Annotated in this window: 18 protein-coding genes and 1 tRNA gene; 14 read left to right on the forward strand and 5 right to left on the reverse strand. The window is 38.0% G+C overall.

Going from position 1 to position 23726, the window contains the following annotated elements:
* The first annotated feature begins 30 nt into the window (after positions 1-30).
* Entirely contained in the window at positions 31-585 is a 555-nt protein-coding gene (locus KV40_RS06070; RefSeq protein WP_036479107.1) for a GUN4 domain-containing protein, read from the forward strand.
* Positions 586-594: 9 nt separating this feature from the next.
* On the opposite strand, the gene KV40_RS06075 is transcribed toward KV40_RS06070, so the two are convergent.
* Complete coding sequence (locus tag KV40_RS06075; protein WP_036478951.1) at positions 595-1077, reverse strand: nuclear transport factor 2 family protein; 483 nt, start codon at positions 1075-1077, stop codon at positions 595-597.
* A gap of 416 nt (positions 1078-1493) precedes the next feature.
* Here KV40_RS06075 and KV40_RS06080 point away from each other — a divergent pair, with 416 nt between their 5' ends.
* From KV40_RS06080 to KV40_RS06095, 4 genes are all read left to right on the forward strand, one after another.
* Positions 1494-2246, forward strand: coding sequence for a response regulator transcription factor (locus tag KV40_RS06080; protein WP_052055408.1), 753 nt, complete (start codon positions 1494-1496; stop codon positions 2244-2246).
* A gap of 155 nt (positions 2247-2401) precedes the next feature.
* Positions 2402-2872, forward strand: a complete 471-nt coding sequence (locus KV40_RS06085; RefSeq protein ID WP_081942781.1) for a VOC family protein — start codon at positions 2402-2404, stop codon at positions 2870-2872.
* Between the two features lie 851 nt (positions 2873-3723).
* Positions 3724-4056, forward strand: a complete 333-nt coding sequence (locus KV40_RS06090; RefSeq protein WP_052055409.1) for an Hsp20/alpha crystallin family protein — start codon at positions 3724-3726, stop codon at positions 4054-4056.
* A 477-nt stretch (positions 4057-4533) separates the two neighbouring features.
* Positions 4534-5217, forward strand: a complete 684-nt coding sequence (locus KV40_RS06095) for a hypothetical protein (RefSeq protein WP_253274179.1) — start codon at positions 4534-4536, stop codon at positions 5215-5217.
* Between the two features lie 247 nt (positions 5218-5464).
* Here the strand turns inward: KV40_RS06095 and KV40_RS06100 are convergent, their stop codons facing one another.
* From KV40_RS06100 to KV40_RS06115, 4 genes are all read right to left on the reverse strand, one after another.
* Positions 5465-6430, reverse strand: coding sequence for an MBL fold metallo-hydrolase (locus KV40_RS06100; RefSeq protein WP_036478963.1), 966 nt, complete (start codon positions 6428-6430; stop codon positions 5465-5467).
* Positions 6431-6458: 28 nt separating this feature from the next.
* Positions 6459-6728, reverse strand: a complete 270-nt coding sequence (locus KV40_RS06105; protein ID WP_036478965.1) for a hypothetical protein — start codon at positions 6726-6728, stop codon at positions 6459-6461.
* A gap of 305 nt (positions 6729-7033) precedes the next feature.
* A tRNA-Ser gene (locus tag KV40_RS06110) sits at positions 7034-7118 on the reverse strand.
* 142 nt (positions 7119-7260) lie between these two features.
* Complete coding sequence (locus KV40_RS06115) at positions 7261-8037, reverse strand: hypothetical protein (protein WP_036478967.1); 777 nt, start codon at positions 8035-8037, stop codon at positions 7261-7263.
* Positions 8038-8495: 458 nt separating this feature from the next.
* Here KV40_RS06115 and KV40_RS06120 point away from each other — a divergent pair, with 458 nt between their 5' ends.
* The 9 genes from KV40_RS06120 to KV40_RS06160 all read left to right on the forward strand — a co-directional run bounded on the left by KV40_RS06120 (position 8496) and on the right by KV40_RS06160 (position 23723).
* Positions 8496-11606 carry a hypothetical protein gene (locus KV40_RS06120; protein ID WP_036478970.1) on the forward strand — a complete coding sequence of 1037 codons (3111 nt, stop codon included), beginning with the start codon at positions 8496-8498 and terminating at the stop codon, positions 11604-11606.
* A gap of 266 nt (positions 11607-11872) precedes the next feature.
* The gene (locus tag KV40_RS31905) at positions 11873-12949 is read left to right on the forward strand and encodes a DUF3102 domain-containing protein (RefSeq protein ID WP_052055410.1); all 1077 of its coding nucleotides are present in this window, start codon (positions 11873-11875) and stop codon (positions 12947-12949) included.
* A 781-nt stretch (positions 12950-13730) separates the two neighbouring features.
* Positions 13731-14147: a hypothetical protein gene (locus tag KV40_RS06130; protein ID WP_036478973.1), complete on the forward strand. Its 417-nt coding sequence runs from the start codon at positions 13731-13733 to the stop codon at positions 14145-14147.
* Positions 14148-15161: 1014 nt separating this feature from the next.
* Positions 15162-16208 carry a glycosyltransferase gene (locus tag KV40_RS06135; RefSeq protein WP_081942783.1) on the forward strand — a complete coding sequence of 349 codons (1047 nt, stop codon included), beginning with the start codon at positions 15162-15164 and terminating at the stop codon, positions 16206-16208.
* 53 nt (positions 16209-16261) lie between these two features.
* Positions 16262-18376, forward strand: coding sequence for a tyrosine-protein kinase domain-containing protein (locus KV40_RS06140; RefSeq protein WP_036478978.1), 2115 nt, complete (start codon positions 16262-16264; stop codon positions 18374-18376).
* Positions 18377-18392: 16 nt separating this feature from the next.
* Positions 18393-19772 (forward strand): O-antigen ligase family protein, encoded by a 1380-nt coding sequence (locus tag KV40_RS06145; protein ID WP_036478980.1) that lies wholly within the window; start codon positions 18393-18395, stop codon positions 19770-19772.
* Positions 19765-20967 carry a glycosyltransferase family 4 protein gene (locus KV40_RS06150; RefSeq protein ID WP_036478982.1) on the forward strand — a complete coding sequence of 401 codons (1203 nt, stop codon included), beginning with the start codon at positions 19765-19767 and terminating at the stop codon, positions 20965-20967. The genes KV40_RS06145 and KV40_RS06150 overlap by 8 nt, the downstream gene beginning before the upstream one ends.
* 39 nt (positions 20968-21006) lie before the next feature.
* Positions 21007-22131, forward strand: a complete 1125-nt coding sequence (locus tag KV40_RS06155) for a glycosyltransferase (RefSeq protein ID WP_036478984.1) — start codon at positions 21007-21009, stop codon at positions 22129-22131.
* 32 nt (positions 22132-22163) lie between these two features.
* A complete protein-coding gene (locus tag KV40_RS06160; RefSeq protein ID WP_036478987.1) occupies positions 22164-23723 on the forward strand; it encodes an MBOAT family protein in 1560 nt (519 codons plus the stop codon).
* The last annotated feature ends 3 nt before the right edge of the window (positions 23724-23726 follow it).

Raw genomic sequence — 23726 nt, forward strand, 5'->3', positions numbered from 1 at the left:
TTTATATTAAGCTTTAAAACAATTTTTCCTATGACTCAAAACTATACTCAATTCTCAAACAGTAAAATAGAACAGCTAAAGAAAAAGATAGCGAATCTTGAAGAAAAGCTGCTACTAGTTAGCGGCGTTTATCGCTATGAAGCTTTGCAAAACTATTTAAAGCAAAAAAATTGGCTAGAAGCAGATAGAGAAACAGTGCGGTTGATTTTGTCAATTGCTGGCAAGGAAAAATTAGAAGATATGCGTCCAGAGGATATCAAACACCTTGACTGTAGTGAGTTACAAATAATAGATCGATTGTGGCTAACTTACAGCAATAACCATTTTGGGTTTAGTATCCAGGCACAAATATATCGGGATTTGGGCGGTAGCGAACAAACTACTATCGAACAAAATAGCAAATTAATCGAACAATGGGGCGATCTCCTGGGATGGCGTAAGGATGGAAGCTGGATCGAATGCAGCAATTTGGAATACTCTAAGAATGCAGCCAAAGGAAGTCTTCCTGGACTTTGGTGGAATTCTCCCTACGGCTCTAAAATGACTAACTATTTCTTGGCTCGATTGATAAATTGTGAAATTTGAGTAGATAGTCTAAAGTCCTTTGTAAGCATACGCATCAGCACCGTCATTGGGATTTCCGTGACCTACAAAATCGCCAATTCCATTGTGATAACCAGCATATTCGCGAATGTGTTTGACTTTACCTTCCTCAATTACAAACAGCATTAATAGTTGGTTTCCGTATGACTTATTTTCCATTGTTCCAGTAGTCCAAGATTCAAATCCAATTTCATTACCGTTAGCAACTATATTTTTAAGCTGCCAATGGGTTCGAGTCACCGAGGCATGGTGTCTAAAAAGTTTTTCTATCGAGGCTTTATTGTGATGAAGTCCTTGAAATCCATCGACGGGAGCAAACCAGGTAAGTTCTTCGTGTAACAGTTCCAAAAAAGCATCCCACTCTCCCGTTTGTGCTCCACAATCTAGACAATGAAAAGCTTCCATTGCTGTTTTCAAAGCATCTTCGTCTACTGGAACAGGACGAAATTGTTCTAAATTTTGTCGTTCGATCATAGGAAAAATTTATTTTCAAATAGTTATTAATAAATTTTTATCAGTCTACTCAAAAGAAAAACTAAAATTCAAAAGATCATTATAACAAAAAATATTGTAGATCGGTATTTTTTTATATGTTTTTGTTTTTATAAATTTTATAATAATCAGTTGAAAAAGCTAGCAATAATTGTAGTTTTGTGGATTATAAAAATACAGCGATCGCACGTTTATTAAATTTTATTTTTTTACTAACTTTAAATAAGCAAGTTAAACAAGTTAAACAAGTTAATAGTTATTTTATTTTGTTTATTTATTATTTTTAGTAACCCGAAATTGAGTTTTAAAGTTATTGACTATTTATTTTTTATTAACTTTCTTATCTTAGATTGAGTTTTATAAAGAAGATGTACATCATATACATGGTTACATAGAGAATGTCTAAATATTTTACTATGCGAATCTTAGTAGTTAACGAAGACAAATATCTAATAAATTTACTTAGTCAAGCCTTGACAAAACAATTTCATGTAATAGACATGGTAAAAGATATTGGCACAAGTTGGCATTATCTTCAAAGCAAAAAATACGAACTAATTTTATTAAATTTTTTTATGCCCCAACAGAAGTATATAAACTTTTGTACTAAAGCACGGTCGCTTGGCTATGTAATTCCTATTATTTTAATCACAGCCAAAGATACTATTCATGCTGGAATTCAAGGATTGGATGCGGGTGCCGACGATTATATTACAAAACCAATAAATCTTAATGAACTCAATGCACGAATTAGAGCTATATCTCGAAGACAAAACTTTGTTTCTAACACAACTATAAACATTAACGAACTGGTGCTTAATACCATTAATTGTCAAGTCAGCTATCAAGAAAAGCCTCTTAAACTTACCCCAAAAGAATACAGTCTTTTAGAACTGTTTGTCCGCAACCCCAAAAGAGTGTACAGTCGCTCACAAATATTAGATTTAGTCTGGACATTAGATAGTTCACCTTCAGAAGATTGTGTTAAAACTCATATTCAAGGAATACGTAAAAAACTACAAAAAGTAGGAGCAATCGACTGGATAAAAAATATATATGGAGTTGGTTATATTCTCGACCCAAATCAAGTTTCTAAGATTCAAGACATTGACACAAAACAATTAGTACACGAGTGCATGTCTGTTTTGTAAGTTCATTTAAACTGTATAAGTAATTCGTTGATTGTAACTAGTAATGAACAGTAATTTAATTCATCTGTATTTACGTATTTGACGTGCTCCTTAGCACACAATTAATAAGCGTGTAATTTAAAGCTATTAAATAGCCAATTGTAAATCAAATAATTATGATGTACGAAATTCAAAATCATTTTAAAACAGAATTAGAAAACTCTAAACAAAAAACTATAAAATATTATTTTGCTTATACCAGACTATTAGTAAACAACTATGAAAATAGTTTACAGTTTTATCAAGATATGTTAGGGCTAAAAGTTATTTTTAAATCTGATATAGATCGCTATGCTGAATTAACTAAAGGTAAAACAAAATTAATTTTGATGTGTAACAGCAAAGTCAAAGAATATTTTGGAAATCAAACTGAAGTGTCTTTTGGGACTAGAAATGATGCAATAGCTATCGGCTTTGAAGTTCGAGACGTTGATGCAGCTTGTAAAAATCTCGAAAAAAATCAGATTGAAATTGTTAGTAAACCCTGGAACATACTCGATTGGGGCATTAAAATTGCTTTAGTGCGCGATCCTGAAGGTAATTTAATCGAACTAATTCAACCTACCCAAATGATTTGGACTGGATAGTAATTTGAATGGTTAGTGTAATCTATTTTCGTTATGCCATTCCTATTTATAAAGTAAATCTCACAATTTCTTCAAATTATTAGCTTAGTCTAAAGATAAAAGCTCGTAAAAGAGATCGATGGCATGAAAGACCAAACACCAAGAAAAACTAATATCAATTCCAAAAAAGAATGCTACATAATTGGGGATCGGGAATTAGGAATTAGGGATTAGGAACCTTTGCCCAGTCACCAATCCACATCCTTTTGTAGCAAAAATTTAAGTATTTCATATAATGTTAGTTTCCCTTTTAGTCTCTATTGGCGGCAATTGTTTTCTTCCCATCTTTATGTCAAATTTATCAACCCTTTTAGTTTTTGGCACCGATATAAAATCGACCGTCCATAAACCTGTTGGGAACTAGATCCCGTTCGCTTTTTGGAACGCTGTTACCGACTCAATTGGCAGCTAACACAAGATACTGCATCTATCGGCATATATAGAGATAGAGGCGTGCCTTGGGAAAAAATACCTCAAAATACAGTTTTAATTTCTTAGCCAAATTGGAAACTCAAATATCGCGGTGTTACCTATTGTGCCAGCGGCATTGTAGCAGTTAATAGTAATAAATTTACTAGTAATATTAGTCAAATTACAACAAATAACTCGGAAAAACTTTTCACTGCTAATAACAGTGCTAACTCATAAAGATTGCTCGGTAATATTGTCAATAAAAGAAAAAAGGCGATCGGATGATTATTCTCAATTATCTTCACATTTTCTTCAACTTGTTGGCTTAATCTAAAACTAGGAAAGATAAAAAGTAACTGCTACGACTTGCCAATCGATGCAAATATTAGGAGACAACATAGATGACAGAAAATAACAAAACTTGGTGTCCCGCTATTGAGTTTAACGAAACTAATCGGGAATTGATTATTAAAGCAGAAGTTCCAGGAGTTAACATTAAACATTTGAACATTCATGCCGAACCAGAATCTATATCGATTTCTGGAATGCACGATCGCCATCAAACAGTAGATGAAAAAGAGCTAATTCCTTCTCAACTTCATTACGGACAGCTTAATTGTAATATACCCCTGCCAGTAAAAATTCAAGTAGAAAAAGTCAATGCCGAACTTATTGACGGAGTTTTAACTATAACTATGCCCAAAAGTAGTGTGGCTATTGAGTCTACTTTTTAAAAGTATAGGACTTACGCGCTTCAGCACTGAAAACCTTGATTTTTCGTTATAGACTCGCTGCTCAAACAAAGAAATTTCGTTCGACTGCGTAAGTCCTGAAGTAGTACAATTAGAGCGGGATAAAAAACTAAACTATCTGTGTTTTGTGAACTTCGAGTGCGTAAACTCACGGTTCGATGAGTAGTTAGAGTGGCTGGTTAAAAAGCTTAGGTTTGAGAATTAAACTAATTTCTATAGTTTGACAATGCGATCGCTTTGTTTTCATAAAGGCGAATCGAAATTACTCCCATCCCGCTACAAAAATACCGAAAACAAATGGCGGTAAATCAACAAAAACTTGTTTTCTGACTAGGTAATTAACAAGTGGGATGGGAGTAGCTAATTAACTAGAAGCCTATAGCAGTGCCGAGGACATCTGCGCTCTTCTTAGAAAATTTAAAACTACTTGACGTAAAAAAAAATTGTGTTAGAAGTGAGGTGCTATTTCTTCCAGGACAGTCCTGGACAGTAAGAAAAATGACTATCGATCGAGTTCCATTATCCCAATTGCCTTCGAGATATGATATTGCTCGCTCCAATCTTTACAATCGAATCAAAGATTTAGGAATAGAAACAGTCAAACAGGGGCGTAAAGCTTTTGTAACCGCTGAGGATTTAGAGCTACTAGACGGCTTACACGCTCATCTAAAACGCGGTGGCACGACCCTGGGATTTATTCAGATACTTAAGAAAAAGGGTCATCTAGCACTTTCTACAATAGAGCGTCCTGCTTCTTATCTAACCGAAAGTACCCAGGAGAGCGAACCAATAATTGCCATCAATCCCGTAGCTTTAGTCAGTACGATTGAAACTGTAGTCAAAAGAATGATTCCTCAATCGACCAGACGATTAACTTATCTTGAAGAGTTAGAAAGTGCCTATCAAAATGGTTGGCTGCTTTCGACATCAGAAGTATCAGATTTACTGGGATTTACCCCTAAAACTATCGCTAGCTATGGCTCAGAATTTAGCGATGCTGGTTTTACCTTTACACGAGTAGGAACGAGAAAGGGTGGGGAAATTGCCTGGTCGATTGACAAACAAAGTGATTGGAGTGGAGCGAGTTCTAACTCTACAGATGGAGTTAGAGAAGCTTTTAGCGATTTGTACGATCCTGAATAAAAAGAAAGGCGATTGGCTCGCGTGCGCTGGAGCGCACCGCCGTTGCGGAGCAACGTCGAATCGGCACTGCCGATTGTCGAAGGCTTATCGCTATTGCTTTCCTAACTTGTCTTTCAATTTCGTATAATCTGAGTTTCTGTTTGACTTGTTTTACGGTGATGAGATCTTGAAGGTTTTGAAAAATAAAGGCAATATAAAATTCAGATATGTAGTAATTCTTAAAAATAAGCTCGCATCCAAAGAAATTTCAACAACCAGCAACGCACTTTCCAGAGCCGTCAAACTCCATTGTTCGTCCGCTCAAGGGAACATATACTGGCATCTCGGTTGCTTGAATAAATTTGTCTGTCTTCGTACCAGGAATAACCTTTCCTCCTTCTGTAGCAGCTTCGTTAGCATGAGAGGCTATGACTGAAGTTGGTTCGATTAATTCATTGACTACATAAGCTGCTTCTTGTGGACCAGTAGTAAAAGTATCTCCAATATTAATTACCACCAACTCAGCACCGTATTGGTCGCGTACTACTGTTTCTTGTTCTGCTGTTACTCCCGTATCTCCCGATAAATAAACTACCAATCCATTAGTAAAAGTAAGTATATAACCAGTAGGAGGACCTACATAAGCTGTCAGACCAGCAGCAGAAAGATTTTCTCCTAGTTCACCTTCAATAAATTCTCCACTCAAGCCATTAGAATGAACTGCTGGTACAGTAGTAATCTTTACCCCGTCTACTTCAACAGAAGCACCAAACCGAACTAACTGTACTGATTCGGGGTCGCTCCCATTAGTTTCAACTTTATTGCCCAGAAAACCATTCATTTCGCTACCAACTACAATCCGAGCGTTCTTTTCTAGAGCTATATCGACGGTGTTTGAGTTAGGAGTGGCATTCTGATTGACATCTGGTTCGCCACATTCACCACCATTGACTTCCGAAATAGTGCGATCGCCTAGATGATCTCCATGAACGTGACTCAAAAGTACGACATCAATCTCGCCCAAACGTTCGTCTCCAGCCCCAGCAACAGTTCTTCCCACATCGTAAACCAGGCGCGTACCGTTAGGGTCTTCTAATATCAGGGCGCGGTCTAATCCACAAAACTCGCCATCATGACTGCCCAATGGTGTAATTTTTACGGTCGGATCGTTAGCAGCTAGAGCGATCGCTTGAGTCATTAAAAAGGCGATCGATACTAAAAAGTATTTTTTCATGTTTGGTTTTAAATCTGAAACAACAGCATTATCTTACAGGAGAAGTATATTGTCTTTTGGCTTTCAAGAAAGTAAAACAAGGTTGAGGATCTGTATTAATTAGAGCCACGGGTTGGAGTAAATCACGACCCTTATGTAATACTCTTAGCCACCGTAAATCAATCTTGAGATAGCTAATACCAGGCTTCCAATGCAGAGCTTTGCTTCTGCCTCGTGTAAAACCCCAGCAGGATCGCACCGCTAATTGAAAAGCTCCTGACTTAGAATCTAGGAACAATTCTTCAACACGAAATTTCAAGCCATATTGCCACAGAGTTTGTAAAAATGGTTTTTCATTACTGAAAATATAGTAATTTTAAATAAGAATTGAGTGTAGCAAGATAAAAACAAATAACTTAATGAATCACCTTCGAGTAAGAAAGATTTTTAAAAAATGAAAGCGAATTCCACCCTCATCTTTCTTGTCGTTTAATTTTTTTGAATGACATTAATTTGTTACCAACGACAAATTATTGGTCAAGACAACACTAATTTGACAACGGTAACAATTAATTTAGCAATCGACAGATAGTGATATATCTTCTTAGACAAAGACTAAAAGTACGGAGAGGGTGGGATTCGAACCCACGTTCCCTTGCGGAAAACTCGATTTCAAGTCGAGCGCGATCGACCACTCTGCCACCTCTCCTAATGCAGCTACATTATAATAACAAACAATTAGTGTGAATAATAACAAACAATTAGTGTGACTCGTTTAGTACTAAAATACTATTTTTATAGTATATAAACACTAGCATGGCACGAACAACTGTTAAGTATTTATATGTTTGTTAGTATAATTGCTCGATTTGACTGATATTTGTCGATAGTAAAGGAAATATCTGCGTTGTTGCTGGAGTTAAAGATATATCTTGATAGCTAGCAAAAGCCAGATCTGTGCGATCTAGAGCAATGTATAGAGGAGGTTTATTAGTGAGAAACTCTCTAATTTTTTGAGCGATCGCATCTAGAGATTCCTGTGGAAGCTTACCTTTTATCGTACCCAAACGTAAATAAAAGTCATTGTCGATTGCCTGTGGTGTGGAAAAATATTTGTGCAGCAAATTAAATTTTTGAGCATTGCGACGCAAACTATCTAATTCCCAAGTAATGCGATCGCTTTTAAAAGCCCAGCCTATTAATACGGGAACAGTTTCTTCACCCAATGATTGTAGTTGAAAGGAACGAATAGCAGGGTGCAGACCGCGACTTAAAAAACCATAGTCTAATTTAGGATCGTAGCCACAAAAACGTAGTTTTATTGGAAAAATACTGCTAGTTTGCAAGTATTCAATCCAGTTAAAATCGATATATTTAATTTGTTCTCTATAGAAGTAAAACCATTTATTAATAATTCCCAAACTAGTTTTCAACCCCTCACATCCGACAATAGTTCCATGTATTTGCTCTGTTTGGTAAGGTACAAACTTCCCCTGAAGTTCTTTTAGATTTGCTATATATTTTTGAATTTCTATCGACAATTCAATTAACTTAGATGCTGCGCTGCTGCCATAAAAAACGACTAAAGTAACTCTAGAAAATTCAGACAAGGCGAATTTTTGATTCATGCAACGCACCATATAAGCAAAAGTTTAAAGTTAAAAGCGGCGAGAACCACAGAGCCTAACGGCTCAAAGTCGCTACGCGACGCTTGCGCAGGCGACACAAGGGCTTGAAGTAAATTCAAGCCACGCGCCCTTGCGAATGCGCTGTTCGGCGAAAGACGCAAGGGAACGCTCGCCAAGAAGTTAAAAATTAGAAGTTAAATGCCTAACCCTTCGGCAATGAGCAATTAGCAATTATTAACGGATTGGTAAACACTATTCACTGTTCATTGTTCACTACTATATTTAATTTTTTAGCTTCTTCTTTAAGAAAAACACAATTTTTCCTCAAAATGAAATCGGGTTAATTCACTACTTTTCTATTAGCGATCGCCCCACCCAAACACAGGTCGAACCCAATTACTAGTATCGCGGTAAGATCCCAATAGGAGGCAGGGATAAAAAGCGAGAGTAAGCAACTCATGATAGAAAGATCGGTTTTGGCAGCAATCAAATTATTAACTTTAAAAGCAGAAGTTGGAGAGCGAGATTTACAGAAATTAATTCGGGATTATTGCCAGCAAAAACAACAAGGTTCTCTGTCATTGCAAGCTCAAATAGTTGAAGGCGTATTAAACCATTGGTATCGAGAGATTGAGATTAAAGATATCGAAAATATTTTAGCTACTTTAGATGAACAATCGGACTACCAGCATCGTGATAAAGAGAGATTGGAAGATTTGGCAGGATATCTAGAAATCCTCAAACACGGTCCTGATGAGTTAAGATTTGAAGCTCTAGAGCAAATCGAAAAGGTTCTGCTACGAGTACACAGTCCTTCTGCGATCGCCTGGGACTTTGGCGGCGTATTGATGGACGGACATAATAAGTTTTTTATCCAGCTATATGCTCACTCTAAAGGAATCGAGCTACCCAAAGAACAGTTGCTCGAACTCTGGCAAACTATTTTTAAAAGCCAGCCAATACCTCATACTAATTATGATGCCCTGAAAATTGGGCAGGCAACTCCCGAACAATTTGCCCGTCACGCGATCGGTAATTTTAATACCGCACTGGCAAAAACCGACAACGAACTAATTGAAGTTACGCAAACAGAAATTCGTAATTTTCTAACTCTTTATTACAGTCATTACGATTCCAAACAGGAAAACCGTCAGGTACTCGATCGTATTCGCAAGTTAGGTATTCGCCAATATGGGTTAACCAATAACTTTATGGCGAAGATCAAATATTTTTTGGAACGTAAAGAGTTTGACTATCTGCAAGGGTTAATTGCCATTGTTTCCGAAAAATTTGGTGCCAGTAAACCCGCGTCTAGAATCTATCTATCTTTTAAGCAACATGTTTTTCTCGATCGCTTTGCTAAAGAAGTATTAGAAATAGATTTACCAGACTGGGCTTTAGAGCAACTCTGGCAAGGCATATTTGCCGAAATCTCCGCCAAAAATTCTGCCGCTTACGAACGACAACAGATTAGTTGCGAACCAGTCAGCGAAGAAGCGATCGCCCAATACAATCGCGTTATAGAACCATTAGGATACGATCCTGTAGATGTAGATACCTACGCCAAAAAATGGCTGAAATTCTGGGCTGAAAACTACAATCGCCTCGCCCGACAGACAATTTTTGTCGATGATAAAACTCGAAATCTCGATCGTGCTTTTGAATATGAAGAAATTTTAGGAGTACACTATGATGCCAACCAAGGAGAGGAAATTGCCGCCCAACCTGTAATCGAGGAATTATTAGCACAGGAACAGCTAAAACAGGTGGTGCGAACCTTGCGGGAATTAACCGCCACTCAAAATTCTCTTGGAAAAAAAGCTCGACAAACACTAGAACGTTTGATGCCATTGCGGATTCGTCATGAAAAGCTAATCTGGCAAGAGCAAGAAAATGTCGATCGCGCGATTATTAAAACTCTATCAGACAAACAAATCTATGCTTTATTGCAAAAACACTATGATTTACTATATGAAACCCATTTTAAGTTAGGACACTTAGTAAGTCGGCAGTACGAGCTAATTTATCGGCTGGCAATCTTACCCGAATATACTTACGATGAAGCTCGTCAGATCGTATTGCAGCTTTTTGAAACTTCCGAACTGTTTCTCGACCAAAACCGCGATCTCTATCCCTGGCAAAATGCAGAAGTACCTGAAGAACTCACTGAAGATTTAAGTGATTTACAGACAAATGAGTCTTTATTAAAGAAAAAACTCTTACCAGAAATTAAGCGCAAAATAATTAACTTCATCAAAGTCTTGGATGTAGCCGAACAAACAGATAGTCAAGAATTATTAGAACGTTTATCAGCAGTTGAAGATTTAGAAACGATCGAGCAACTTACAGACCAATTGTTAGATCGGATTGCTGCTAATAACTTCAATCAGATCGAACAAAACATGAAATCATCGGGCGATCGTCGTTTTGAGGAAAAATCATCATCTCATCCACCTGCTGAATGGTATCGACAATTTAAACGAGATGCCAAACAAATAATAATGAATTTCTTGCCCCTTAAAAAGTTAGTTGCTAATTGGGAGCGAGAAATACATCAGTTAGAAAGCAGTTACTTCGAGCAATACGATCGCTGGAAAACCTTAAAAAATCGGTTGCGAGATACTCTCTATCAGGATGCACTTTTAGATAAAGTGCGCGAGCGATTTACTATCGAATCTCTCTATCAGTTGATGCGCGGTTTACTGTTGAAGGTCTTCGATTTGCCACGCTGGAAAGACCCCACCAAACCCACAATGATTTTAGTTAGTGGGGCATCAGGTTCTGGTAAATCTACTCTGTCTACTCACATAGCTCGTATTTTTGGCATTCAAAAAGTATTTTCTACCGATGAGGCGGGAAGGGCTAACGCAAAAGCTCTGCTTGATTTTCTCTTTGAGGAGGATGCCAAAACAGCTTTTTCGGGCTTATACCAGTCTTCATTTGAAGGTAGCTTAGAATCTTATTACTATCAGGCAGTTTTAACTACTATTGGCGTAGAAGGACTAGCCAAACGACTCCACAAACAAAATACTTCGGCTATGATCGAAGGTGTAGGGCTGATGCCAGGATTATTGTCCGAACCAACCTTTGAGTTGCTAAACATTGACTGGTTGATAATGCAGGTAGAAAGTCAACAGCATTGGCAAAACTTCGAGCATCGGGCAAAAGGGGCGGTAAAACGTAGTGCCAAACGCTATCAGGATAATTTTGAGATGATCCGTTGTTTGCACGATCGCATAATTACTATGGGTTTAAAACAGGGATTGACTATTGTAGAAAACCGAGGTCCGATTCAACAGGCAATTGCGATCGCTACCGAACGGATTAAAGGACCCGTTACCAATCAATTTATTAAAATTTACGATCCGATTCGAGAACAGACAAACGAGCTTTTAGCAACTCAGAGACAACATTTACCCGTAAAAGTTCGCTTTGATGCCAAACGCGCCGCTTTAAATTTGGGTATAGAGGAAAAAACAATTACCAAACTCATACACCGCTTTGGTTTTGAAGAAGTGCCTCAAAGTCCCCATCAGTGGATTCGACAATCTTTAAGTAGCTCCACTTAATTAAACATAAAATAGTTTTGATTTGGAGATTTATGAAGTATAGAAATTCAGGCAAATTATTTTAACGTTTAACTAGGTTGACTTACTTATGAGCTAGTCAGCAATAAACCCTATTGTATTGGCTCGCAAAAGATAGTTTTAAGCTTCATTAGTCATAAACTTGCACTTAAAATTTTTATGTAGTATATATATTACATATTTTGTTTTCAAAACCTGAAACTTTGGTTTTTTATAATTTGTAATTTGATTAGCATTGAAAAATTTTAATGTCAAAAATTAATATTAAAAACTTTAACTATACCGATCTAGAGCCAGAAACTACTCAATTTATCCATCAACAAACTGCTGAAATTAAAGCATTATTAAAAAAAACAGCGCAGAGTATAGTTGAGATCGGTCAAAAACTAACGGAAGTCAAACAAAGAATCGGTCATGGTAAATTTGGCTTGTGGCTAAATACAGAGTTTAACTGGAGTGTATCTGCTGCTAATAAATTTATGCAAGTTAGCAAAGAATTCAAATTCATAAATTTTACGAATTTGGAAATTGCTCCGTCGGCTTTATACAAATTAGCCGCACCCTCTGCTCCAGCGGCAGCTAGAAAAGAAGCTATTATGAGAGCCGAAACAGGAGAATATGTTACTTATACTATTGCTAAAAAACTAATTCAAAAACACAAGTCTTCATCAAAGGCAGCAGTCACTTCATCAGAAATTAAATTTGAGACGAAAACTATTGGCACTCATCTACTTGCAAGTACCAAGTTCGTTGACAAAAAGTGTTCTCAAGCGGGGCAAATTTTTGATTCAGCTTCTTTAAACAATTCCTGTACTTCAGCTAAAACTTCTAGTATAGAAATTGATAGCATTGTTCTTCAAAAAGTAACTTCTGTAACATCTTCTTTAGAACTACTAGTAAAAAATGGCGATTTATGGCAACTAGGTAATAAACATCTATTGTTTTGTGGTGAACCTCGTTCCCAAGTGTTTCAAAAACTTATCCCTGCTGAAATTTCATTATCAATAGCTTTTCCGCCAAGACGCAGTAATTGGCAGCACTCATCACATTTTGGTGCTAAGACCGCCTTTTCTTTATTTACTGTCTATCAAGATCAAGATCTCAATTTGTTAAAACAAACTTTCAAACAACTATTGCTATTGTATACTTCCGAAGATGACGCTGTGGTTTTTTCCTATCTTGCAGATCCAGAACTATTTACAATTAGTCACCAATTAAACTGTTGCTGTTATATTGCCGAACCTAATGCTCTCTTATGTAGTGCAGCTATTGCTATATGGCAAAACAAAACTCAAAAACTAGCAAAACACATTAGTTGTTTATAAAGTTGCTGTAAAGTTATGGCTTCTTGGATTTTTTCTAAATAAGTAAAGTGTCAACATAATAAAAGTCATTACAGGCGTTGTTATCTTATTGTTGTCAAACTTTGTGACTATAATTCGATACATACAAAATATATATTGCTATAACTTACAATGCGTTGTCGCTCAGTCAAAAATTAATTTAACACGCTCTTTCATAAAGTTATTGCAAAGAATATTAGCAATAGGCTAGAACAAAAAATACGTAGTAGTTTTCTACGAAAAAAAACAAAAAACACAAGTCAACTTAATCTTTCAATTACATAAGCTTCATGAAAGCTTTGCGTAATATATTTTTACTTGCTGTATTATAGGTATAACGATAAAACTTCGACCGAATAAATACTTAGAAGATCGAAATTTTTATTTAGTAAAAATCAACAGTTGCAGTTTTATGCACAAAATTTTGCAGTTTATTTTATATGAATTAAATTTTATATGAATAAAATAAAAATCACTCAATCTGCATCAATATTGGAGGATAGACTGAATCGCTCGCTCGATCTATAACTCGAACACTTGAGTTTTGAAAATTGTGGAAAAAAACATTCTCGATACCACGATCCCAGGTCAAGCACTGAAAACGTTAACTCCAAGTAATTTGTGTAAATCAAATAAAAAATCTAAATTTACTGAAAGATTTGTCTAAGCTGAAACCAAGTTAATGGTTGTCAAAAACACAATTAGTCTAGCTTTAGTACAGTCTTTTTGAAATTTATTAGTTTGGCTTTCTGAAATATTAATTATGCCCAATAAACGTAGTAGCCGTAAAAAAGTGCAAAAATTTTTCTGTCCTTATTGCGAGCGTCGCCTCTGGCGATTGAATAGTCAGAAGTATCGATTGTTTTACAAAGAAGTATCTGAGTTAAAGGAACATTTAAACTTTTCTCACAAAAAAGCTAGTCTGTTAGTGTCACAGTTAGGAAGCTTCGTCGATCGCAATTCCTGGATTGAAGATTTCTTTTGTGAAGAACACGGACAAATGTGGTTGCGCATATCTAAAAAAAATGAAGAAAAGTTAGATAGCGTTCTAGCTACTAGAGAAGACTGGAAATACACTACTGGTACGATCGATCCTAGTTCTAACAATCCTTCAGTTAGCGAATATAGTTACTATATGAGCCGTGGTTGCAGCATTCATAAGCTGCAACATAATAATTAAGCGACTTTTTTTCTACGTTTAGTTTTTATAAAAAGCTTGAAACTAATTAAATTTGTTAATGACTAAAAATAATTTATTGAATTAATTGAAGTCTATAAAAACTTTTAACTTTATAGCCGTTCTGCATTTAAAAATAATAGCAGTTTTTTGGTAGATGACAAAGCAGCAAAAATAGCAGTTTTTACTCTAGCGATATTAGATAGTTTAGCTCAAACATCGGCAATATATAGTTATTTTAAATAAGAATTGTATGAACAAAATTTGCATTAACTTCCTGTTCTCTCGAACAAACAACTTGCGAAAATACAAAAATTAATTAGAACGACTATACTATTTGTTTTGCTATTAATAATCTTAATTTTTTATTAAAAATAAAGGTTGCATTTTTTGAAGCTTTAGTATACAATTAGTTACAAGAAAACTACAAAACACTGGATTGATAGTATTAATTAGATAAAACCATTTTTTCAAAATTAAATGCTTTGTTATTTAGATGGATACTGTACTAGCGTTTTGTCGATCTTTTTGATTTTTCTCGATTTTATTTGGTTAAAGAAGACACCTGGAGTGCACTTTAACTTAAGCCTATGGCTTGTTTTTTAAGCAACTGCCATTGTGGTTATGACTCTGAAATACGAGTTATAAAGAACAATACAAGTAGGCTTCTTTGGAAGCTGCCATACTCGAAATTCATTAAGCTTATATTAGAATATACCGAGACAAAGCAGCAACTAACAATAGTATTGTTGGTAATAATTCTAAAGATCGTGAAGCTGCGTATTTAACTGTATGACTTTACTAAATAAATTGAGTAAAAATATTATATTTTCTTTTATCTAATTTAAAAAATACAATTGGATCGACAGCAGCTCTATTTGTCAAATCCTGCCCAAACTCTTGACCTTTGGCAAGAGTTTTTTAATGTGGTTTTAAAATTTGCAGATTTTAAAAACGATCTAAATTTTATGTTGAGTGACGAACAAAACAATATATCTGTAAAAGAGGTTTTAAATAATGACAAAAATGCTCCCTGAAGTTCGGTTTGTAAACGAGCCAATAAAAACCAATAGTCCTTTAGTCAGCGTTATTATTGCTAACTATAATTATGCTAATTTTCTGCGTCAGGCGATCGATAGTGTGTTCGAGCAAACATATCAAAACCTCGAACTAATTGTTGTCGATGACGGTTCGACCGATCGCTCTAGAGAAATTATCGAATCTTATGGCGATCGCCTAATTGCTATCTTCCAAAAAAATTCAGGACAGGGAGCAGCCTTTAATACTGCAATAGCAAAAGCTAAAGGCGATTTGGTTTGTTTTTTAGATGCTGACGACTACTTTTATCGAGATAAACTCGCCAAGGTAGTAGCTGCATTTAACCAACATCCTGAATGGGTGCAAATCTCTCACGGCAGAACTTCAATCGATCTTCAAGGTAATCCCATCGGTACGGGTTATCACCGACATAATCGCGGAGATGTAAGTGGCTTATTGTTGCAGTGGGGTAAGTATGCCTGGTCGATTACCTCTGGGTTGGCTTACCGCCGTCAAACGCTAATGCAAATTCTGCCCATTCCAACCAAAAGAAAAGAGGCAGCAGACGCATATATAACTGCTGCAGTTCCCTTTTATGGAGAAGTCGGCAGCATTGACGAACCGTTAATGTTTTATCGCATGCACGGCAATAACTTACAGGCATACAATGACAATGTTGAATTTTTACTTCAACAAAAAGAAGCCATTGCCTCATATATCAACGATACTGCTGCCAAATTGGGTTTGCGCGATCGCTTCGACCTACAAAAAGATGTAGACCATCGTAGCTTAAAAGCCATTCAACAAGGTGGAGTTTCTCTTAAAGAATCTCTGGCAATTATCGGACTTTCTATACGAGAGAGTATCGCGATCGGACGCAGTCCTAAAGATACGATTGAAAGAACATTAAGACGCGGCATCTGTGCGTTGTTTCCCCAACAGGGAAAAATCGTGCTGCGTTTGGGTTTGCGCGGTTATCTCCGCTCTAAAACCCGATCGGGGCAACGAGCTTATTCTTCTAATTAACGGCGTTGCCAACAAATATATTTAAAGTTTAGTTATATAAATAAATTAATTATATGAATCACACAGTTGCAGTCATGCGCAAACATTGGTTGCCATTACTAGGTTTAAACGCTGCGCTAGTTGGTGCTACAGTCTTCGCAGCAACCGTATTAGTCGGTCGCACCTTTACTCCTACCTGGACGGCAGAAGCTAAATTAAACATTCCTTCTTCAGGAGGTAATCTCAGTGCAGATTTAGGTCCACTAGGGAATTTAAACGATAGCGGACTTAGCTTTTCTAAAGAAGTCAATCCCCTACAAATTCAAGCGGCAATTATTGGCAGTGACAAAGTAATCGAACGAGTTCTAGAAGAAGATAGCGAACGCTATCTCTACCCTAAAGAGAGATTGAATGCCTACAAAAACTTATTTGAAGTAGAACCCCAACCACAATCGACAACTCTTACAGTTACAGCACAAGGTTCTCAACCAGAACTAGCACTAGAGAGAGCCAATAATATTATTGACTCCTATCAACAGCGTTTGCAGGAACTACGCCAGCAAGATGCCTCGACTAGAGAAAATACCAAAGAGCTTGAAACTGCTCGCCAAGACTTAATTGAGGCACAAACCCAACTAGCACAATTTCGTCAGTCTACTGGAATTGTTGATAGCGATGTTCAAGCTCAAGAACTGATTAATTCTCTTAGCGAACTAAAAACCAGACGCTCGTTAGTCAAAGCTCAAGCTGATGCCAGCCAAACTAAAGCTAGAGTAACCTCTTCCAATTTAGGAATAAGTTCGCAAACTGCGGTTGACTCTCTAAGATTGGCAGGAAATACAGAATATCAGCAGGTTAGAGAAAGTTTATCCCAGTTAGAAGTAGAACTATCTAATGCTAGAGGACAATTTAAAGAAGGAAGCCCTCAAATAAAAGCTTTACTTCAACGCCGAGCCGAACTGCGCCAACAACTACAACAGACTATTAATACAGCAGTTCCCAATGCAGGTAGAGGGAACATCGATTATACTCTGGGTACTAATGGTTCCGACAATCGCCTTAATATGATTGCCGAGTTGCTAGCAGCCGAAACAGCAGCCAAACAGTTACAGCAGGAAAGTACTGAAATTAACTCGCAAATAGCTAACCGTACCCAAGAACTAAATAACATTTCTCAAAATAAAGCTCGACTAGCAGAGCTACAGCGCAAATACGAGATTGCTGAAGGGGTCTATAAAGGAATCATCGCTCAAACTAATAGAGCAAAAATCGACAACTTTAACAGCTATCCCAACGTTCAGTTAATCGATGGTCCTGCTCTCGATCCCGAACCTACAGACCCAAACTACAAGCTTATTGCTTTAGGTGGACTGCTAGCATCTGCTTTTGGCAGCCTTGGTTTGTTGATGTTCTTAGAATCTCGCGATCCTCTATTAAGTCTCAAAGACCTCCAGTTAGTAAAATATCCCGTATTGGTAAGTATTTCGCAACATCAAACCAATCTGCTTGAAAATATCGAATATAGTTGGACTTTAGACAGCGTAGCCGAACTTGAGTTTCAAAAACTTGCTTCGGCTTTTAGCTTTCTAAATCTAGAAAACCGTCGAGTTGCCATTTCCAGTGCTGCACCAGGGGAAGGTAAAACCACCGTCACTATAGGATTGGCACTGGCATTAGTCAAGCTTGGTTTTAAAGTACTAGTGGTGGATGGAGATATACATCGAGCCACATTGAGCGAACGGTTGCAAATCTCTCAACAAAAAGCGATAGAAAGTGAAGACGGACAATCTAACTTAGCTACTTCTAGCCTGGCTACTATCGTTCCAGGTCTCGATGCTCTTGCCGCACCCGCAATTGCCAGAGATTCAATTTGTAAATATTTTGTGCAGGGAGACTTTGAAAGACAGGTAGATGCTCTACAGAAGACTGGTAACTACGATTACGTCTTGGTAGACAGCGCGCCAGTCAATGCTGCTAGCGAAATGGCGACAATCAGTTCGGTAATTCGCAATTTCTTGTTTGTCGTTCAACCAGGAAGAAGCGGACGCTATTCTGTAATGAGCAGTCTCGAACAACTAAGACAATATAACGCTCAGATTGCAGGGCTGGTAGTCAATGGCATAGAATCTCGCCCGACAAACTACTATTACTACGGCATTAAGCAACCTTTGTTAGAGGCGCAAACTTAAGTTTGTAGTCCAATTTATGACGCAAATTTTATTATCAAATTCACCTTTAAATACTCAAAAAGAGCGGCTTTTTTCGGGCATTTGGCTGCGATGGAGTATTTTAACACTAGCAGAGAAAGTAATCTGTCTGAATATAGTGCTGTTTCCTGTTTGGTGGTATGTAGGACTTGCTAACTACATGCCGCTATTTCTCTTACTAGGTGTTGTTGCTTATGACTGGCGGCAATACGGAGAACTAAACTGGAAACGCCCTGGTTGGGCGGCAATTTGCTTATTTGCTTTTTATGTCTATGGTTTTGTAGACGATTTTTTGCTCTATAACGATGCCTACTTTTCTATCAATGTATCATCGGGAACTGGGGTCAGTCTAAATAGTGTAATTAAATCGACCTTTGGTTTTGCTTTTCCCCTATTGATTTGGTATATCCAAGGCAAAAATTTAAAAGTTCGACTGGAGGTAGTTGCCTGGGCTGTATCGGTTAGCGTCGTGCAGATGCTGTTAATTTGGCTAGCGGTTCTAATATTTCCCACACTTATTGCCAGTTCACCCCGAACTCTTTATGCCATATTGACAGGCAAGAGCGGTTTTGACGAGGGAGATAGTGTCGATGGTTGGAGCAACTATTTAGTAATTTTTTACGAAGGTCGGTTTAGATTTTTCTTTGCCCACAATCAAATTTGTGCTGCTTTCCTGGGTTTTGTAGGTTTAATTGCTCTAGAACTCAAAAATCGCTTGTGGTCGCTGTCACTTATCGGAGTGGCGATTTTTCTGCTTAGTTTGACAGCTACCCGTTCTACCTGGCTAGCATTTCCTGTAGTATTGCTAATTTACTTTATGTTGGTTTTTGCTCGCAAAGGAAACACTTGGCTATTGTTGTCTATCTTGGCAATAGTTAGTTTTATTACTCTATCTCTATTTCCAGTTACCAACTCAATTGCCAATTATTCTACAAATTTAGCAGAAGGTGTAGCTAACGCTCGCGCTGGTTCTACCGAAATTCGTGGCTTGGTCTACCAAGAAACTTTAGAAAGGATTCCCGATAAGCCAATTTTCGGTCATAAAGTTCAAGGTCCGCCAGCGGTACAAGGAAATGCCGTCTTTTACGTACAGGAGAGTCAAATTCGGGTTGGTACCCATAGCTATATTTTAGGCGACCTCCTCTATCAACAAGGTCTACTCGGTCTGGGACTATTTTTAGCTGCTTGGGTGATGCTGCTGAAATGGTTTTACCAAACGTCAAAAAATCGACCCGTATCCTGGTTTCCCATACTAATGTTCTTTTTTTTACAGTGCTTTGTTACCAGTTTGAGTCCGATTAGTATGAATACTTTATTACTTATGATGATTTATCGCTCCCAACAGAAGCCCGTTAGAGAGGTGTATTATTATGGATAAACTTATAGTCCTGCCAGGAAGTTGTGGGTTGGGAGGCACGACTGTCTCTCTCTCAATGATGGTTAGGGGTTTTGAAAAGTTAGGTTCTTCGGATCGACTGTGTCTTTTGGTTAGATCTGGTTCTCTTTTAGAACAGTATCTCCGTCAGACGGTTCGAGGAGATTGTCTGCAAGTAATTCCAGGAGAAAACGGACAACAGTTTTTTAACATGGCATTTAAATGGATTGCCCAACAACCACCAGGTTCTCCCCTGCTGTTGGAAAATTGTACCGCTCGTGAGTTGCTATCAAGCATTGCCCTGGCTACACCCCAACTTCGATTGAGTAGGCGACCTGTCTACCATTTATTTAGAGACTTGGCGCGTTCTTATAATCCTTTAGGAAACACGTTTAGAAAGTTGATTTTTACTGGACTTGCTCCCGAAGCCATTTGCAATTCTCGATTTACTGCCGAAAACATTGACTGTTTACCTGCTGGGGTTCGACATATCCTTCATCCTGCGGTGGATACAGAGAAATTTAATCATCTTCCCTCTGACGATCCCCCGCCTATTAATTTGCAACCGATTCTGGCTACGGGAGCGCGGATTATCTTAACTCCCTCGCGAATTAGCGAACCAGATAATTTTAACGACAAAAATTTGCGGGGGTTAATTCCCATGCTCGCTCGTCTCAAAGCTTCTGGCGGTCGCTATCACGGAGTTGTAATTGGTCCAGACTATTCTCCAGGTCAATCGAGAACTCAGGTTTTACTTCAAGAAGCCCAACGCTTGGGAGTAGCAGACCGCTTTACAATTTTGCCCCCAACTTTTGCGATCGAAGAATACTATAAATGTGCCGATGCGGTAGTTACCCTGGCTCCTAGAGAACCTTTCGGTCGTACGGTAGTAGAAGCGATCGCCTGTGGAATACCAGTAATTGGCAGCAACACTGGCGGTATTGGCGAGATTTTACAAAATTTTGCCCCAGAGTGGACTGTTGACTCTAACGATCCCATAGCCGCAGCAGAGGCAGTTTTAAGACTTCAGGCAGACTGCGATCGCACCAATCGCCTGTTAGAACTAGGCAACAACTGGGTTGTTGCCCAGTGCAATTCCGTCGAGTACGCCAAAAAACTTATGGATATTGTCGGATTCGACGCGCCCACTAAACTGCCAGAAACTGCGCTAGTTCAGCCACTCGACAGTACAAACTAATAACTTTATCGCTCCCCATCAAGCGGTGAAACATGACAGATGAAACAAATCGGTATCTACGTCAGAACTTTTCCTTTAATTTCAGAGGCTTTTATTACAGAGCAAGCGCAAAATCTCCAGCAATATAAACCAACTTTTATTGCCAGTACTTTAGTTAAAGAAACACCCTTTAATTCTGTAGCTTTAAGCCAACACGATTTTTGGAAAATCAAACAATTAACTCATATACTTACCTGCTTACCTAACTTATTTAGTAAATATTTTAAAATCATTGGCAATTTAGATTTAATTCACGCTCATTTTGGTCCTAATGGCGTTTACGCCATGAATATTGCCGATAAACTAAATATTCCTTTTTTGGTAACTTTTCACGGCTACGATATTACTATTTCTCGTAAGGCAATTTGGAAAAGTGGTAGATTCCTGTATTACCAACTAATTTTTAACGAAGCCAAACTTCAAAGAAAAGCTGCTGGTTTTATTGCAGTTTCTAAGTTTATTCGTCAAAAGCTAATCGAGCGTGGCTATCCCGAAGATAAAATCATCCAGCACTATATCGGAGTAGATACTACTAAATTTACTCCCGCAACTACTAAAGCTGGCGATCGCTATATTCTTTGTGTCGGCAGACATACAGACAAAAAAGGCATCGATACTTTATTGCGGGCTTTTGCCAAAATTGCTGCCAAGCATCCCGACGTTACGCTGGTTCAGGTGGGAACGGGACCTTTGACCAAACAGTTGCAGACTTTAACTGCCAAACTCGGTATTGAGAAGCAGGTAAATTTCCTCGGTTCTCAACCTCACGAACGAGTACTAGAACTGATGCGTACCGCAGAAATTTTTGCTCTTTCCAGTCAAACAGCTAAAGATGGCGATTGCGAAGGTCTACCTATTGTAATCTTGGAAGCTTCTGCCTGCTCTGTACCAGTAGTTTCTACTTTTCATAGCGGTATTCCCGAAGCGGTTTTAGATGGAAAAACAGGCTATTTGGTAGCAGAAAAAGATGATATTGCTCTGGCGGAACGGCTGAATAAGTTGTTGAGCGATCGCGCTTTGGGAGAAAAAATGGGACGGCGAGGAAGAGAGTTTATCTGTGAGTCATTCGATTTACGCAAACAAACTCTCAAACTAGAAGCTATTTACGATTCACTCATTGGCTAAAGAGGCTTTGAGAGACAACCTGGTAAAACATCATGCTATTTAATTCTTGGGAATTTATTTTTCTTTTTTTACCCCTGACTCTGACAATCTTTTTTCAGATTAACCGACGGGGTCATTATCAAGTTGCTATCGGTTGGCTAGTACTTGCCTCTTTGTTTTTCTATGGCTGGTGGAATCCAGCCTACATAAAATTAATTATTTTTTCTATTTTATTTAACTACCTTATTGGTATTTTTCTCAACCTAGAAGGGAAGAAGTCATATCGTCGATTGGGATTAATTTTTGGTCTTACGGTAAATTTGGCTTTAATTGGCTATTTTAAATATGCTAACTTCTTTGTTTCCAGCGTCAACGATTTAGCAGGTACTACTTTTACTCTCAATAAAATAATTTTGCCTCTGGCAATTTCCTTTTTTACCTTTCAGCAAATTACCTATTTGGTAGATTCTTACAAAGGAGAAACTAAAGACTATGGTTTTTTAAACTACTGTCTGTTTGTAACTTTCTTTCCCCAGCTTATTGCAGGACCAATCGTCCATCACAAAGAGGTAATGCCTCAGTTTGCCGATAAATCTACCTATCGCTTTGATTGGGAAAATTTGGCAGTCGGGCTAACTGTTTTCTGTTTGGGACTATTTAAAAAGGTTGTTTTTGCCGACACCATCGCTACTTTTGCCACGCCAGTTTTTAACGAGGCGGCAGCAGGGGAAGCGGTTACTTTCTTTACTGCCTGGGGAGGAGCTTTAGCCTACACGTTACAGCTTTACTTTGACTTTTCTGGCTATTCGGATATGGCCATCGGTGCCGCTCGTATGTTTGGGATTAAGTTGCCCCTCAACTTTAACTCTCCCTATAAAGCCACTAGCGTCATTGATTTTTGGCGGAGATGGCACATCACCCTCTCTCACTTTCTGCGGGACTATCTCTATATTCCTTTGGGTGGTAGTCGCCAAGGAAAACTGCGACGCAACGTCAATCTAATGATTACGATGCTGCTAGGGGGTCTATGGCATGGTGCTGGCTGGACTTTTATCTTCTGGGGCGGACTACACGGAATGTATTTAGTTATCAACCATCAATGGCATTCTTTTCAAAAGTTTTTAGGACACGATCCTAATAAAAACAACTGGTGGAGGCATATTTTGGGTGTGGCGATTACCTTTATCGCTATCGTTATTGGTTGGGTCTTCTTTAGAGCGGCAAACATGAATGCAGCGTTCGTTATGTTACGAGGAATGATCGGAATTAATGGTGTTGCTCTACCCATAGAGTTAGCGGAATATTTAAGAGCAATAGAGGGACTTGGCGTAACTTTAAACTTCGAGCGAGGTTCTGATTTGCTGCTTACCTATACTCTATCGCTGGCTTTATTAGCCGTTGCCTGGTTTACCCCCAATACCCAACAGTGGCTGGAAAAATACCATCCCGCCTTGGGAATAGAGAAAATTAATTCTTGGCAGCATAGTTTTTGGCAAAAGCTTTATTGGCAACCTAATGGAGCCTTCGGTTTTGTACTTGGGGGATTGATTTTTGTCATTGCCAAAATTGCTCTAGAAGCTCCTCAGAGCGAGTTTTTGTATTTTGACTTTTAAGGA

This window comes from Myxosarcina sp. GI1 (assembly GCF_000756305.1).
In the GTDB taxonomy this organism is placed as follows: Bacteria; Cyanobacteriota; Cyanobacteriia; order Cyanobacteriales; family Xenococcaceae; genus Myxosarcina.

Coding starts and splice junctions, on each gene's coding strand:
- KV40_RS06070 (WP_036479107.1), top strand. CDS start 31: ATGACTCAAAACTATACTCAATTCTCAAACAGTAAAATAGAACAGCTA.
- KV40_RS06075 (WP_036478951.1), bottom strand. CDS start 1,077: ATGATCGAACGACAAAATTTAGAACAATTTCGTCCTGTTCCAGTAGAC.
- KV40_RS06080 (WP_052055408.1), top strand. CDS start 1,494: ATGTCTAAATATTTTACTATGCGAATCTTAGTAGTTAACGAAGACAAA.
- KV40_RS06085 (WP_081942781.1), top strand. CDS start 2,402: ATGATGTACGAAATTCAAAATCATTTTAAAACAGAATTAGAAAACTCT.
- KV40_RS06090 (WP_052055409.1), top strand. CDS start 3,724: ATGACAGAAAATAACAAAACTTGGTGTCCCGCTATTGAGTTTAACGAA.
- KV40_RS06100 (WP_036478963.1), bottom strand. CDS start 6,430: ATGAAAAAATACTTTTTAGTATCGATCGCCTTTTTAATGACTCAAGCG.
- KV40_RS06115 (WP_036478967.1), bottom strand. CDS start 8,037: ATGAATCAAAAATTCGCCTTGTCTGAATTTTCTAGAGTTACTTTAGTC.
- KV40_RS06120 (WP_036478970.1), top strand. CDS start 8,496: ATGATAGAAAGATCGGTTTTGGCAGCAATCAAATTATTAACTTTAAAA.
- KV40_RS31905 (WP_052055410.1), top strand. CDS start 11,873: ATGTCAAAAATTAATATTAAAAACTTTAACTATACCGATCTAGAGCCA.
- KV40_RS06130 (WP_036478973.1), top strand. CDS start 13,731: ATGCCCAATAAACGTAGTAGCCGTAAAAAAGTGCAAAAATTTTTCTGT.
- KV40_RS06135 (WP_081942783.1), top strand. CDS start 15,162: ATGACAAAAATGCTCCCTGAAGTTCGGTTTGTAAACGAGCCAATAAAA.
- KV40_RS06140 (WP_036478978.1), top strand. CDS start 16,262: ATGAATCACACAGTTGCAGTCATGCGCAAACATTGGTTGCCATTACTA.
- KV40_RS06145 (WP_036478980.1), top strand. CDS start 18,393: ATGACGCAAATTTTATTATCAAATTCACCTTTAAATACTCAAAAAGAG.
- KV40_RS06150 (WP_036478982.1), top strand. CDS start 19,765: ATGGATAAACTTATAGTCCTGCCAGGAAGTTGTGGGTTGGGAGGCACG.
- KV40_RS06155 (WP_036478984.1), top strand. CDS start 21,007: ATGAAACAAATCGGTATCTACGTCAGAACTTTTCCTTTAATTTCAGAG.
- KV40_RS06160 (WP_036478987.1), top strand. CDS start 22,164: ATGCTATTTAATTCTTGGGAATTTATTTTTCTTTTTTTACCCCTGACT.